13 protein-coding genes and 1 pseudogene are annotated in these 14,356 nt (G+C 44.1%); 1 reads left to right on the plus strand and 13 read right to left on the minus strand.

The features are described from left to right. Window positions 1-325: transposase (locus BLR42_RS20055; RefSeq protein ID WP_139165221.1), on the plus strand; the 325-nt coding region annotated here is incomplete at its 5' end. A gap of 60 nt (window positions 326-385) precedes the next feature. Here BLR42_RS20055 and BLR42_RS20060 read toward each other — a convergent pair. The 13 genes and pseudogenes from BLR42_RS20060 to BLR42_RS23115 all read right to left on the minus strand — a co-directional run. Continuing rightward, a complete protein-coding gene (locus BLR42_RS20060; RefSeq protein WP_091873009.1) occupies window positions 386-871 on the minus strand; it encodes an NUDIX hydrolase in 486 nt (161 codons plus the stop codon). A 93-nt stretch (window positions 872-964) separates the two neighbouring features. After that, entirely contained in the window at window positions 965-1,711 is a 747-nt protein-coding gene (locus BLR42_RS20065; protein WP_091873011.1) for a GNAT family N-acetyltransferase, read from the minus strand. Window positions 1,712-1,939: 228 nt separating this feature from the next. Then, window positions 1,940-2,299 (minus strand): hypothetical protein, encoded by a 360-nt coding sequence (locus BLR42_RS20075; RefSeq protein WP_139165222.1) that lies wholly within the window; start codon window positions 2,297-2,299, stop codon window positions 1,940-1,942. A 75-nt stretch (window positions 2,300-2,374) separates the two neighbouring features. Then, complete coding sequence (locus BLR42_RS20080) at window positions 2,375-3,112, minus strand: LytR/AlgR family response regulator transcription factor (RefSeq protein WP_091873017.1); 738 nt, start codon at window positions 3,110-3,112, stop codon at window positions 2,375-2,377. 43 nt (window positions 3,113-3,155) lie between these two features. Further along, window positions 3,156-4,121: a flotillin-like protein FloA gene (gene floA, locus BLR42_RS20085; RefSeq protein WP_091873019.1), complete on the minus strand. Its 966-nt coding sequence runs from the start codon at window positions 4,119-4,121 to the stop codon at window positions 3,156-3,158. Window position 4,122: 1 nt separating this feature from the next. After that, window positions 4,123-4,605, minus strand: a complete 483-nt coding sequence (locus tag BLR42_RS20090; protein WP_091873023.1) for an NfeD family protein — start codon at window positions 4,603-4,605, stop codon at window positions 4,123-4,125. A gap of 2 nt (window positions 4,606-4,607) precedes the next feature. Further along, the gene (locus BLR42_RS20095) at window positions 4,608-5,345 is read right to left on the minus strand and encodes a sensor histidine kinase (protein WP_091873028.1); all 738 of its coding nucleotides are present in this window, start codon (window positions 5,343-5,345) and stop codon (window positions 4,608-4,610) included. Window positions 5,346-5,509: 164 nt separating this feature from the next. Next, window positions 5,510-7,294 carry an ABC transporter ATP-binding protein gene (locus tag BLR42_RS20100; RefSeq protein WP_022761073.1) on the minus strand — a complete coding sequence of 595 codons (1,785 nt, stop codon included), beginning with the start codon at window positions 7,292-7,294 and terminating at the stop codon, window positions 5,510-5,512. A gap of 15 nt (window positions 7,295-7,309) precedes the next feature. Then, window positions 7,310-9,043: an ABC transporter ATP-binding protein gene (locus BLR42_RS20105; protein WP_091873030.1), complete on the minus strand. Its 1,734-nt coding sequence runs from the start codon at window positions 9,041-9,043 to the stop codon at window positions 7,310-7,312. Window positions 9,044-9,390: 347 nt separating this feature from the next. Continuing rightward, window positions 9,391-10,950, minus strand: coding sequence for a glutamine-hydrolyzing GMP synthase (guaA, locus tag BLR42_RS20110; RefSeq protein WP_091873033.1), 1,560 nt, complete (start codon window positions 10,948-10,950; stop codon window positions 9,391-9,393). Between the two features lie 100 nt (window positions 10,951-11,050). Continuing rightward, window positions 11,051-12,499 carry a deoxyguanosinetriphosphate triphosphohydrolase gene (locus BLR42_RS20115; protein WP_091873036.1) on the minus strand — a complete coding sequence of 483 codons (1,449 nt, stop codon included), beginning with the start codon at window positions 12,497-12,499 and terminating at the stop codon, window positions 11,051-11,053. Window positions 12,500-12,554: 55 nt separating this feature from the next. Further along, window positions 12,555-13,970 (minus strand): C40 family peptidase, encoded by a 1,416-nt coding sequence (locus BLR42_RS20120; RefSeq protein ID WP_242879450.1) that lies wholly within the window; start codon window positions 13,968-13,970, stop codon window positions 12,555-12,557. Window positions 13,971-14,162: 192 nt separating this feature from the next. Next, window positions 14,163-14,356 (minus strand): annotated as a pseudogene (locus BLR42_RS23115) (hypothetical protein); the annotation flags it as partial.

A 14,356-nucleotide genomic window follows, 5' to 3' on the forward strand; every position in this document is an offset into this window, starting at 1 on the left:
TTACAAACATTTGTGGGCTCAGTTTCCTGTGCTAAAAGAAATAGAAAAGTGCATTCGGGAGTTTAGAGAGTTTTTCGAAAAGAAAAATATGCCAATGCTCTATATCTTTATAGAAAAGTATTCAAACTCAGAGATCAAAGAAATTGCATCGTTTGCCAAAGGACTCCAACGAGATATAGATGCAGTTGAAAATGCCGTGGCCAGTCCGCTGAGTAATGGTTTTGTAGAGGGAACGAACAGTAAAGTAAAGACCATCAAAAAGGCTATGTATGGTCGCTGTGGAATTGAGTTACTCTCGGCCAAACTGATGTACAGAAAACCATAGTTTTACTAATAAATGCGGAAGAACCACAAAATCGGCTTATCCTCTTTTGAAAAATACCTATCAGCCTCTGTTAACCCACTCAAGGATAATTTTCTTATCGTACTCATTTAGATTTTCCGGCAACTCGTTTTTTCCAAAAAATCTGTGTTCCATCACCTCGCCGGGATCATTCACGATATCACCGGTGTATTCTTTTGTGATGAAAACGATTCCCGGACCAAAACATATGTCACCGTTAGGATATTGTATTATGCGGTCTTTCCCCGAATAGAACTGAAACACCTCAAGTTTTCCCAGTGTAAGACCGGATTCCTCCAGGGCTTCCCTTCTGATGGTTTCTTCAAAGGTCTCACCCATTTCCATTGCTCCGCCTATAATAGCCCAGCACCCGTTATCCTGCCTCTTTTGTAAAAGGATTTCGCCCTCGTCATTTTCAATTATCACACCGCAGGCACAGGTCATCACAGGGGCATGTCCAACATGCTTTCTCATTTCCTTAATGTAACCATCTTTTTTGTATAACTCGATATAGTCATCAATATTCATAGGAGACCTTCCCTGATGTTTATATTTTTAGAAAATGATAAAGCATGCCCCAAGGGCGAAGTCAAATACAGATTATCTGTCTTTTGTAGCTTTTTAGACCTTCATAGCCTCGGTTTCCACCCATGCGTGTCTGAAACCACTTTTAATGGCAACGTTTTGTGACTGAATATTTGCTGTCGCTGTCCCATAGAAAGGAACATCGCCCATTTCAATAATCTTGTTCTTAAGCAGAGTCACAAGATAGGATCCGATCCCTCTTGACCGGTATTCAGGTAAAACATCAATTCCTATCTGCTGCCAGTGCGGTGCATCCTCCGAACAGCCAGCCATACCCATAATGGTATCCCCATCAAGCGCAATGACTGCGATTCTGTCAGGCCGAACCGGACAAGGCTCAGGATAAGCAATTGCGTTCGGGAAGCGTGAATCACCGTAAAACCGGCTGATTTCATCGTCATATAGCCACTTAACGCGGAAACGCTCTTCCACCCTGATATCACAGCAGGGCAAGAACATGTGATGCGTATGATTCATTTGGTAGCCATACTGTTTCAGTTCTTCATTTAACTTCAGAAGATTATCAAATTCAAACAGACGATGCGCCTCTTTATCTTTTATCAGTTCCTTCAGGAACTCGTGCAGGCATTCATCTGCCATGATGACTGTGCTATCTCCGAGCGTAGCCATTTCGAGAAATGGCATGCCCGGACTATAGCTCCTTCTACCATCATTCATTGCCGGCTGTGTGATAATAATCTTCTTTTCCCTTAAATCTGCCGGGGTACAGTTAAAATCAATGGATATCCGCCCCACCAGCTTTTCATAGTATTCTTTGAACATGATTAGTTCTTAATTTTCCTTTCTCAATCCATTTTTTCGTATATCATCGAGTTCCTCTGCGCTCATGCAACCGCATTGATAGAGCCGCAAGTATTCCTTGGAAACATCCGAATCAAAAATCAAGACATCATCAGAACCTATAGTTACATCCACACCGCTACGATATATCCGGTTTCCAGTTCCTTTACAAGAAATGGATTTTTTCCCGCCTTAGTTTCATTAATCCTTTCACATGCGCCGCACATAATAATACTTTACCCTCCAAACACTATGTCCTTGAAATTTCCTTTTAAGAAATGCCTGTATTCCGGATGATCTGCTGGACGCTGCGTCCGGTATCTGAATCTCAAATCCTGAATCCTCTATCTCATAAGCGCTGTAAATGTATCCCGAAACGCCACTATATGTTTCTTCAAGGGCATTAGGATAATACTCCTCTAAGCAAAGACGCCCCTCCTTATCAAAACCATATGGCCCCCACTTTTGCCAGATTCCACAAAAATCAAAGCCTGTCTCTCTGCAATACTTCTCGATAGCATTACTAAGATAGACAAGCACATTTTCTCTTTTTCTTGAAAAATAGATCAAAGGGATTCCATGATTAGAAATTCTAGGCTCCAGTCTGGAAATGTTCCCCAACGATGATGCGTGATAATACATATTTTAAAACCCGCAAAGTCTTTGTTTCATCTCATTATATTTTTCCGAGGTCATAAGCGCAGTTTCATCGGTGTCTTTAAGAGTTACTGTATATGTCCACCTGCCATATACCTCAAGCTTTTTGACCGCTTCAACTCTTATGATATATGACTTGTGACATCTCATGAATTTGTCGGGATCCAGCTTATCCTGGATAGAGGATAGAGACGTTGATGTAAGAAAGATCTCGTCCCCGGTCACTATTCTGCAGATGCCATCGGACCGTTCTATCATTATGATATCCTTAGTATCTATAAGGTTTATCTCTTCTTTGCCACGAATAACCAGCTTCTCATACCCGGTCTCTGTTTTAGCCCCATTAGAACCGGTAGCATTCCCGGACGTCATACTCTTTATTTTGCCAAGTGTCTTACCGATTCTCTCCAGATCGAAGGGTTTTACAAGATAATCAAAAGCATATATTTCAAAGGCATTAGCCATGTACTCGCTGTGAGCTGTTGCAAAAATAATCTTCACCTTCGGATCCACTTCGGTGATAGCCTTGGCACAGTCAAGGCCGCTTTCACCCGCAAGGTCTATGTCCATGAAAACTGCATCGGGGCGAAGTCTGATAAAGTCGCTGATAGCTGCAGCAAAATTTCTGCAGGAGGATACAACTTCACAATCAGGAGTCTTCTCTATCATCTTCTTTAAGATATTCCTGATCTGCTCCTCGTCCTCAACTACCATTACTCTTATCATATCTTCGCCCCTTAATCGTTCTTTTCCGTATTACCCGGTAAACTTAGTTCTTGTCCTTCTTAGTCTCGACATATTCGGCAATACCGCTTCCTATGTCATTCTTCATCTTGGTATCTGCCTGAACATTCTTGAGATTGTAGTAATCAAGAACCCCAAGATTACCTGACCTGAGAGCTTCTGCCATCGCTCTTGGAATATCTGCTTCCGCCTTAACGACTTCTGCCTTCATCTCCTGTTCAAGAGCTACAGCCATTGCCCTTCTCTCCTCTGCCTTGGCCTGTGCAATCTTGGTGTTGGCCTCCGCCTGAAGGCTCTGCAGGTTAGCACCGATATTTCTTCCAATGTCGATATCAGCAATATCAATGGACATGATCTCATAGGCTGTACCGGAATCAAGCCCCTTTTCGAGAACAACTTTGGAAATATCATCGGGATTTTCAAGAACACTGCTGTGCGTTATAGCCGAGCCAACAGTAGTTACGATACCTTCTCCTACTCTTGCCAGCACAGTTGCCTCTCCGGCGCCACCGATAAGCTGATCAATATTGGTTCTGACAGTCACACGGGCTTTAACAAGAAGCTCTATACCGTCTTTTGCTACGGCTGAGATCTGAGGTGTCTCAATAACCTTCGGGGTTACGCTCATTGTTACCGCTTCAAAAACGTCACGTCCCGCAAGATCAATTGCCGATGCCTGCTCAAAAGAAAGGTTCATGCTGGCTCTTTCTGCTGCAATAAGAGCATTTACCACGCTGTCTACATTTCCACCTGCAAGATAGTGCGCTTCAAGCTGATTGGTTGTCACATTGATGCCTGCTTTTGTCGCCTTGATAAGAGGGCTAACTATCTTGGCAGGCTTTACCCGGCGAAGCTTCATTCCCACCAGAGAAAAAATACTTATCTTAACTCCGCTGGCTACTGCTGAAATCCACATTCCTACCGGTATCACTGCAAAAAACGCTGCTATCAGTATGATTACTATTGCCGCTATTATTATAGTTGCCATCATCTTACTTATCCTCCTCAACCATTATCCTGTTGTTTTTTACTTCTGTTATAACAAGGGGTGAATCCTTTTTTATATAATAATTTTCAGAAAGAATATCAAACTTGACTCCGTCAAATTCACCTTTTCCGGAGGGTTTTAAGTCCGTTATGGCAACACCTCTTTTCCCGATAAGATACTCCATGTCCTTCTCATCGATAAACAGGTTTTTGCCCTGCAGATCCTCATCAAGCTTGATCGGTGATTTTATCTTTTTTGAACTGAATACTATGATGCTTATCACCAGCATTACTGCGATAACAACAATAGCTATCACGCCCACAATAACTCGTTCCTGAACATTTCTTCCGGTTAAAAAGATACCTGCTGCGGTAAAAATGATGCCGGCAATCCCTGGAAATCCAAAGCCCGGCATATAGAATTCGACACCTATCAGAAGTATCCCTATTATCAGGGCTAGCACTCCCAATATCTGAACTGCTCCCATAACTATTCTCCTTTTTCAAAGCTTACGGTAAAGACAGTCTCTTCGTCATCTGACGATAGCTCAATGTCTCCACCGCTCTTATTCAAAATTTCGGATACGATTGCTAGCCCCATTCCATGGCCCTCTTCCTTCCTGGTGGAAAATCCCTTTTTAAAAATATTCTCTCTTATACTCTCCGGGATCTTTGGACCATTATCCTCCACACTGAAGATGTACCTATCGGCAGTTTCTGTAATGTTCACTCTAAGTTTCTTTACCTCTCCTTCAAAGTCTTCAAGTGCCTTGACCGCATTGTCTATGAGATTGGAAAGAACCTTACACAGCTCCCAGTCTTCTATGCCAAGCTTTTTGAGATCGGATTTAACCTCAATCAAAAACTCAATTCCCTTTGCTTCCGCCTCCGCAGACTTGGCAGCTAAGAGCGCATTTATCGCAGGCTTAGACGTCTTTACAGCTTTTCCTGTCTTTAGCAGCTCCTTGTAAACTTTCCTAAGGTATAAATTCATTTCCTCATATTCCTCAAGCTCCATCAGACCATACACAATCTGAAGATGGTTAAGGTAGTCATGTCTGTCCATTCTGAGTTTGTCATTCAGCTTGCACAGGTTGTCGATGCTTTCGCGAAGAGCATCGTTCCTGGCTATCAGCTTCATATAGTTCCTTATCAGAACAGCAATGCAGCCTATGAGTATCACAACCAATGTGACACTTAAGATAAGATATAAATGTGTATCTCCCACAACCGCCTCCGTTTTTTCTATATACTCATGTTAGCATCGCCAGATTTTCCATCAATCCATATCTTCTCAATTATACAAAAAACAGACTGAAATGACATTTAGCTCATCATAGGCATCCCATAGTTCCATTTTCATTTTTCCTTCCAATTGTTTTCGTTCTCATTTTATGAGGCTTTCACAAACTGAGCGGAGTACAGCTCGTAGTAAGCGCCTTTCTTGGCCATGAGGCTCTCGTGGTCGCCCCACTCCAGAATTCCGCCATCGTCGATGACAAAGATCTTGTCCGCATTCTTAATGGTTGAAAGTCTGTGGGCCACCACGAAGGAAGTCCTCTTTTTCAGAAGCTCTTCGATTCCCTGCTGCACCAGGATCTCTGTTCCGGTGTCAATGCTGGCTGTGGCCTCATCCAGGATCAGTATCTTGGGATCCGTCAAAAGAGTTCTCGCAAAAGCCACCAGCTGTCTCTGGCCATTGGAAAGTCCTCCGCCCCTTTCGGTTATGACGGTGTCATAGTCCTTCTCCAGCTTGCTGATGAAGTCGTGCGCGTGAACCGCCTTGCAAACTTCTATCATCTCTTCATCAGTGGCATCGGGTCTTCCGTACTTGATGTTGTCCCTGATGGTTCCCGAGAACAGGTAGTTGTCCTGGGTCATGATGCCAAACTGATTTCTCAGAGACTGGATGGTAACCTTGCTGATGTCATATCCATCCACCAAAATTCTTCCCGCCTTTGTGTTGTAAAAGCGGCTAAGAAGGCTGACAATGGTGGTCTTCCCTGCACCGGTTGGACCAACAAGTGCGATGGTCTCACCCTGCCCAGCTGTAAAACTCACATCGTGAAGAATGTCAACATCGGGCTCATCCGGATAAGCAAAGGTTACATGATCAAATTCCACATTGCCCTTGATCTCAGGAAGATCAATAGCCTTTTCGCCATCCTTTACCAGAGGCTCCATGTCCATTATCTCATAAACTCGCTCTGCAGATGAGAGGTTGGTTATGAGCTTGTTGTAGTAACTGGCAAGGTTCCTAATGGGACTAAAGAACATTCCCAGATACAATACGAAGGCCGACAGAGTTCCCAGTGATTCCTGTGTCACACCGAGTTTTGTCACAGCCAGGTAATACAGAGTTGCTGTTCCAAGGCCGCCTGCAATCTCAATGGTGGGACTGTATAGGTCGGCGATGAGAACTGCGGATCTGAAGGCATGGATGACTTCGTTTACTATTCCGTTGAACTCTCTGGAGGATTCCTCCTGAGCGTTGAAACTCTGAATTACCGACACGCCCTCTATACCCTCGTGGATAAAGGCTGTCATGTTGGAGTCCTTCTTCTTCCATTTCTGCCATCTCTTGTGGGCAAGAATCTCGCAGAAGAATAGACCCAGCATGATGATGGGAACTGCCACTGCCGCAGAAAGAGAAAGGACAGGGCTCTTGATGATCATTATTGCCAGGATCACCACAAGGCTTATGGCCTCGGGAGCCAGGGTTGTAATAGTGCTGGAGAGAACTTCCTTAAGAGCATTTACGTCTCCGGTTACCCTGGCCAGAATCTTGCCTGAAGGCCTCTGATCAAAGAAATCCACTCCCAGCTCCTGAATGTGAACATAGAGCCTTCTTCTGATGTTCTTTATCATATCATTGGAAATGGTGGCCATTATGCGCCTCCATATTCTGGTGGCTACGTAGTGTATAAGAGCCATGGCTACCATAATACCTGCCATGATGAACAGGCCTTTTACATTCTTGTCTATGATCTCGTCGTTTATTACTTTTTCAATCAGCAGAGGATAGGTGGTTGAGATTGCTACTGTGATCAGTATAAGTATTGTTACCAGCGCAATCTTTCCCTTGTATTCCAAAAGGTTTTTAAGAAGACGCCCCAGTACATCAAGCTTTAGGGTCTCCTTTAAATCCTCATCCTCCCTGGTGCTGTTTATTGCCATATAATATGCACCTCCTTATTCGCAGGCAGCCATAGCTTTGTGGTAGTCGCCATACTGAGCCTCATAGGTGCTGTAATACAGCCCGCCTTTTCTGATGAGCTCAGAGTGAGTTCCTCTCTCGGCCACCCTTCCGTTTTCAAGTACAAGGATCTCATCGGCATCCTTCACTGAAGAAATACGGTGTCCGATGATGATCTTGCTCATATCATTCTTTTCCTGAAGCTCCTGTTGAATTGCAGCTTCAGTTTCCATATCCAATGCGGATGTAGAATCATCCAGCACCAGAAGATCTGCCTTCTTGGCAAGAGCTCTCGCAATGGAAAGCCTCTGTTTCTGTCCTCCGGAGAGGCCGATGCCTCTTTCTCCGATGACAGCATCATAACTGTCGGTTATCTTCTCGACAAACTCCTGAGCGTGAGCACTCTTGATGGCGGACTTAACGGTTCCTACGTCCATTGTGTCCTTGAATCCAAGTCTGACATTCTCAGTGATGGTATCAGAGAAAAGAAATACATCCTGCGTTACAACCGAGGAAAAGGCCCTTACATCGCTAAGGGGCATCTTCTTGATGTCTTTTCCCTCGATCTTGATGCTGCCGCTTGTGACGTCGTAGAACCTCTCAATAAGGTTTACGATGGTGCTCTTTCCGGCACCGGTGGCACCCATGATTCCAAGGGTCTTACCTTTTCCTAAGTTAAAGCTGACATCGTTCAGAATTGTCTTGCCGTCAATATTGAAGCTCACATGATCGAAACTGATCTCACCTGGCTTGCCAGCTTCCTTACGCAGTTCTTTTGCCCAGGTATCTGTGATCTCGGGCTCGGTCTTCATAACCTTGTTAATTTTCTTGTAGCCTGCAAGGCCCTGGGAAACCAGGGAAAGCATCCAGCCAAGGTTTTCAATGGGCCATACTACCTGAATTGAATATGACACGAATGCAACAAGTGTTCCGTAGGTGATGCTGCCCTTGATGGCTGCGTAGCCGCCGATGGCCATCACCAGAACCTGCATGATCTTGGGGATCAGGCCGATAAGAGGATCGCTGTCAGCAAGATCGGAAGCAAACTGCTTGTTCGCATCGCCGTAGGCTTCGTTCTTTTCATCGAACTTTTTCATCTCAAGGCCCTCGGCAGAGAATGCCTTTACAGTTCTGACACCTGAAATGTTCTCTTCAACAACCTTGGTGAGATCGGCATTTCTTTCGCTGATCTCGTCGTAGTCCTTGCCGAGCTTTTTCTCAAGGTGAAGGGCCACATATGCAAGAGGAGGCATAAATGCCAGCGGGATTATGCTAAGCTTCCAGTTCAGTGTGATCATACAGATTACAACGCCTATGAAATAAACGGTTGCTTCAGTCAAAAGCATGCCCACAAATCCCGTAAGGTCCCATACTGATCCGGCATCGTCCTTGACTCTTGCCATAAGCTCGCCGGTGTTGGTCTTGTCAAAATAGCCCTTGTTCAGGGAGAATATGTGCTTCATCATGTCTTTTCTAAGCCCCGATGCCACGCGGCATCCTGACATGTCACACAGGAACTCCTTAACAAACTGGAAGAAGGCTCTTCCAAGGCCTGCTGCAACGAAGAGAATAATGTCTCTCCTGAATATATCCATATTTCTGCCCACGATGACGTCGTCAACCATGGACAAGGTAACGAAAGGCAGCATTACATCAATTGCGGTGCTGCAAATCAGAGAGATTCCTCCGATCAGGTATCGCCACCAGTTTTTTATCAAATACTTTTTCATTATTTCACCCCTATATCTACAAACGCACTGTTGTGCGCATTAAAAAAACGATAGGATCGGAGACCCTATCGCCTAGTTATCACCTCTAGCACATCGCGCGCATGTGCTCAAAAATATAAAAGGCGTGGTCTCCTGAGCGGATACCACGCCAAAATAAGCCTGATAAAATTACTTGGCAAACTTCTGCGAGGTAACCACAATTACCATGTTCAGTACATCATTATGTCTAGTCTTAATCATTGCGTTTACCTCCTTTCTGAAAAAATAGTTCACAGTGTCACAAGCAACTATTACATTATGCTAATTGAAACTCTTTGTCAATACAATATTTGAAATTTACAGAATTTTCACTCAAGCTCCACCGTCCCCGGAGGCTTACTTGTAAGATCGTACATTACTCTGTTGACGCCCTTGACCTCGTTGATGATACGGCTCATAACACGCTGTAATACCTCAAAAGGAATCTCTGAAGCCTCGGCTGTCATAAAGTCGATTGTCTCAACGGCGCGGAGAACTACTGCATAATCATAGGTTCTCTCATCACCCATAACTCCGACAGATCTCATATTTGAAAGAGCTGCAAAATACTGATCGGGAAGCTTTTGCATCTTGCCTTCCTTGAACGCCTCAGCAAGCTCTGTCCTGTAAATATAATCGGCATCCTGAACGATGCGAACCTTCTCGGCTGTAACCTCTCCGATTATTCGAATTCCAAGTCCCGGTCCGGGGAAAGGCTGGCGGAATACAAGATACTCGGGAAGCCCGAGTTCAAGTCCAGCCTTACGAACTTCGTCCTTAAACAGTGAACGAAGAGGTTCGATAATTTCTTTAAAATCGACATAATCCGGAAGTCCGCCCACATTGTGGTGAGACTTGATCACAACAGACTCACCGCCAAGACCAGATTCAACAACGTCGGGGTAAATAGTTCCCTGAGCGAGGAAATCAACCGTTCCGATCTTCTTGGCCTCTTCCTCAAAGACTCTTATGAACTCTTCACCGATAATCTTGCGCTTTCTCTCAGGCTCTTCAATGCCCTTGAGCTTTGCATAATATCTTTCTGCCGCATTTACGCGGATAAAATTAATATCAAAATTTCCATTAGGGCCAAATACGCCCTCGACCTCATCGCCTTCATTCTTACGAAGAAGACCGTGATCAACGAACACACAGGTCAGCTGCTTGCCGATAGCCTTTGCAAGAAGTGCTGCCAAAACTGATGAATCAACACCGCCCGATAAAGCAAGAAGCACCTTGCCGTCTCCGACCTTTTCTCTTATCTCTTTTACTGTATTTTCCACAAAAGAATCCATTCTCCAGGATCCTTCTGTCTTACAGATTCCTCTTACAAAATTGTAGAGAATCTCTTTACCCTTAACTGTATGGAGAACCTCAGGATGGAACTGGATAGCATAGAGTTTTTTCTCTTCACAGGCTGCTGCAGCAACAGGACAGTCCGCTGTATGCGCAACAATCTCAAATCCCGGTGCAGCCTTGCTGATATAGTCAAAATGGCTCATCCAGACAATGGTTTCATCCTCAATCTCTGCAAAAAGTGTATCTTTTGCACCATCTATAAAGGTATTCGTCTTACCGTATTCTCTTACAGGTGCCTTCTCAACCTTTCCTCCGAGAACATGCATCATAAGCTGAGCACCATAGCACAATCCCAAAATCGGAATGCCAAGCTCAAACAATTCCTTAGTGTAGGTCGGTGCTCCCTCTTCATAACAGGAGTTTGGACCACCCGTCAGGATAATTCCCTTGGGATTCATCGCCTTAATCTGATCAATAGGCGTTTTATAGGAATAGATTTCACAGTAAACGTTACATTCTCTGACACGGCGGGCTACAAGCTGATTGTACTGTCCGCCGAAATCCAGGACCACTACCATTTCTTTATCCATATTTTCCTCTTTCATCATTGATGTGAAAAATTCTGTTTATCGCTTAAATTACAATAAATGCAATAGCCAAAAAAAGCAAGCCTGCAGATATATCACAAATCTATATTAGTCCGTTCAATTCCTGATACAATCTCTTCGCATAGCTGTCAGTCATGCCACATACATAGTCAGTCACAAGAAGAAGCCTTAAATAAAGCTTTTCATCCTCTGTCTTTCCCTCAGAATATATGTGATATATCTTTTTATAATTATCCGATATGAACGACATCATCCTGGAATCTATGGGCCGCAGCTTATTTCCGGTATCATAGCCTATTGCCGCGGGCACAAGTCTATCCAGAAGATAGGTCAGAATCTGATCCGCACTCACTTCAATCTTTAATATCGGCTCCGAATTGAATGCATATTTTACGGCAATTTCTCCCAGGGCATCCACAATATGTTTCCCTTCGGTACCCTCAAGGAGTTCTGAGCCAAAGGATCCATCCATGATCTCGTTATAATGCTCAGCAAAGCTGTCCGTAGCCAGATAAATAAGCCTTCCCTGCACAGCAATGATCCAATTTTGAACCGCATATCCGCCTGGATCACTTACTCCATGCTCGATTCCCTTGCCGTATCTGTATTTCAATGTTCCGATGAGGTCTCTGTACACATGATCCGACTGATCCTCGTAGCATCTCTTCTCAAGCTCCCTTACCAGCATGTCAAAACTGATTCTTCCCTTTTTATAAGAATCCTCTATATCAGCTGTCCTATAAGCTATATCATCAGCTGCCTCAAGAATATATGTCAGCGGATGACGTCTTCCGCCTAAGCCGCATGAATCCTCTATGTCCTTAAAGAGCTCCCTGTCCGCATAGTAATAGCCCATCTTGTGACAGCATATATCAGGGTTCTTCTTATCAACATCCAGCGATGAAACGGGATACTTTATAATGGTAGCCAAAAGAGCTTTCGTAAGGTTCATTCCGTGCTCATCAACTAAGTAATGCAATTTACTTACCACTCGAAGCGCCTGGGTATTACCCTCGAAATTATAAAAATCGTTCTGCATCTGCGGATTCAGAATCTCGGTAAGCGGTCTCCCTTCCGCAGAGCCCGCGCCGCTACCATCAATATCTTTTGAAAAACGAAGCTTTGGCAGATTTTCCTTAAACCACTCCCTTATCACTGTCTCTCCGAAGTGACCGAAAGGCGGATTACCTATATCATGCAAAAGTCCCGCGCATTGCAAAATATCACAGATATCCTGTTGGTAGGACGGATCAAAGCTCTCGTCCTTTATCTGCGTTAATATTTTCCTTGCTATATTCTGTCCAAGAGATTTGCAAAAGGAGGAAACCTCCAGAGAGTGCGTAAGCCTTGTCCGCACAAAATCAGACTGATCCAGCGGAAATACCTGAGTCTTGTCCTGAAGCCTCCTGAAAGAAGCGCTTCCTATTATTCTGTGATAGTCTTTTTCAAATTCACTGCGAAGATCCTGTGACCCCTCTCGTTTTTGAATAGGGCGGATTCTGTCTCCGCAAAGAAGTTTATTCCATTCCACGTTTAACCCTCATCCGTCAGCTTCGCTGACACCTTCTCCATAGGAGAAGGCTTATTTATCCCACAAACCTACGAATTGTAAGTATTGTTCTGTAGGTTGCATTCTCGTATTTTATTCCGGTTCTGGCGGTACTTGCATGAACAATTCTTCCGCCGCCCAGATAGATTCCGACATGTCCGCCGTAATAAATTACATCCCCGGCCTGGGCATTCTGATATGAAACCTCCCGACCATAGGTTGCCTGAGAATAGGAAGTTCTCGGGACAGTGATTCCAAATGCTTTGTAAACAGCATAAACAAATCCCGAACAGTCTGCACCGTTTGTAAGACTGGTTCCTCCCGGAACATAAGGATTGCCGACAAACTGACAGGCGTAATTTGCAATATTCTGTCCGCTTGCAGAACCGGCAGGAGCAGGTACTGTATTTGAAGCCTGGGCTGACGGAGCTTCACTGCTTGCTGTAGATGCACTACTTTGTCCGGCATCATCGTCGTCATCATCCTCATCATCGTCGTCGGTGGCAGTATTCTTTGCGAGTTCTTCCTGCGCCTTCTTCTTTGCAGCCTCTTCTGCTTCCTTCTTCTTTCTAGCCTCTTCCGCTTCCTTGGATGCGGCTTCGTCTGCTGCCTTCTTTGTCTTTTTTACTTCAGCATCCTTTGCATCAATCTTAGCCTGCAAATCCCTTATCTGCGAGGTCTGCTGTTTTAGCTGTTCGGAATATACGGCTGCGTTCTGTCTCGCCTTTGCAAGCTGCACATCAAAGTTTGCATACTGCTTCTTATATTGGTCTATAACTGTCTCAACATAAGCCTGTTCCTCTTTAAGCTCATACTGTGAGGTCTCAAGTTCAGACTTTGCTTCTTCAAGCTCCTCTCCGTATTGCTGAGCAGCCTCCTTTACCGCAACAAACTCTGACAGCTTTGTTCTGTCATAATCATAGAGTTCCTCGGCATATCCGGCTTTGTTGAGCATATCTCCGACGCTCTGCGCCTGTAACAAAAGCTCAGCATAGGAGAACTCTCCCTTTTCATACATAAACTTTATGCGCTTTTTCATGGCATCATAAAGTGTTTCTTCCTGAGACTTCGCCTCATCGTATTCCTGCTGAGTTTTCTCTATCTTTACCTGAGTGTCTTCGATATCCGACTGAATCAGATCTATACTTGTGAGCAAGCCTGTAAGTTCCTCATTTGCCGCATCAATACCTTCCTGGATTTCTGTCTGCTCTCCCTGAATATTGCTGATATCCCTGTTTGCATTATCAAGACCGCTCTGACTTTGCTGCTGTTCTGATTCAATGGCATCCTGCTGCTTTTCGAGAGATTTTTTCTCCTTTTCCAGCTCCTTTTGCTGCTCCTTAAGTTCTTTACTGGTCGTAGCAAAAGCCGTGCTGCCGGAACTCAAAACAAAGACAGCCGCCATAATTGCACAAATATATTTTTTATATGCTTTAAATGTGTATTTTCTCATTTATTCCCCATAAAAAACAAAACTCTTATTCTATTTTATTATATCAAAAAAGCCGCCTCATTTTCTTATTTTTCATAGAAAATGAAGCAGCTTGATTATTCAGATGTTACTATTCACGGTCTAAATACTTTTGGACATGACAAATCAGCGTACTTAATCAGCACGCTGATTCGCTATTAAGTTTCAGTATGATTATTTCTGTGAAGAGAAGATTTCCTCCACAGTATAAGGTTTACCATTGCATAGCCTGGACAGAGCTTCTATTTCATTTATCCCGTTACGACGGCATGTTTCGATATATGTCCTTATAAGGGCGTAATTATCCGCGGTATCAGTAGATGCAAACTGACCTGATACCTTCATTTTGGTTTTGATTCCTCTGAGTG

Origin of the sequence: Butyrivibrio sp. INlla16, assembly GCF_900104155.1 — a bacterium.
Lineage (GTDB): Bacteria > Bacillota > Clostridia > Lachnospirales > Lachnospiraceae > Butyrivibrio.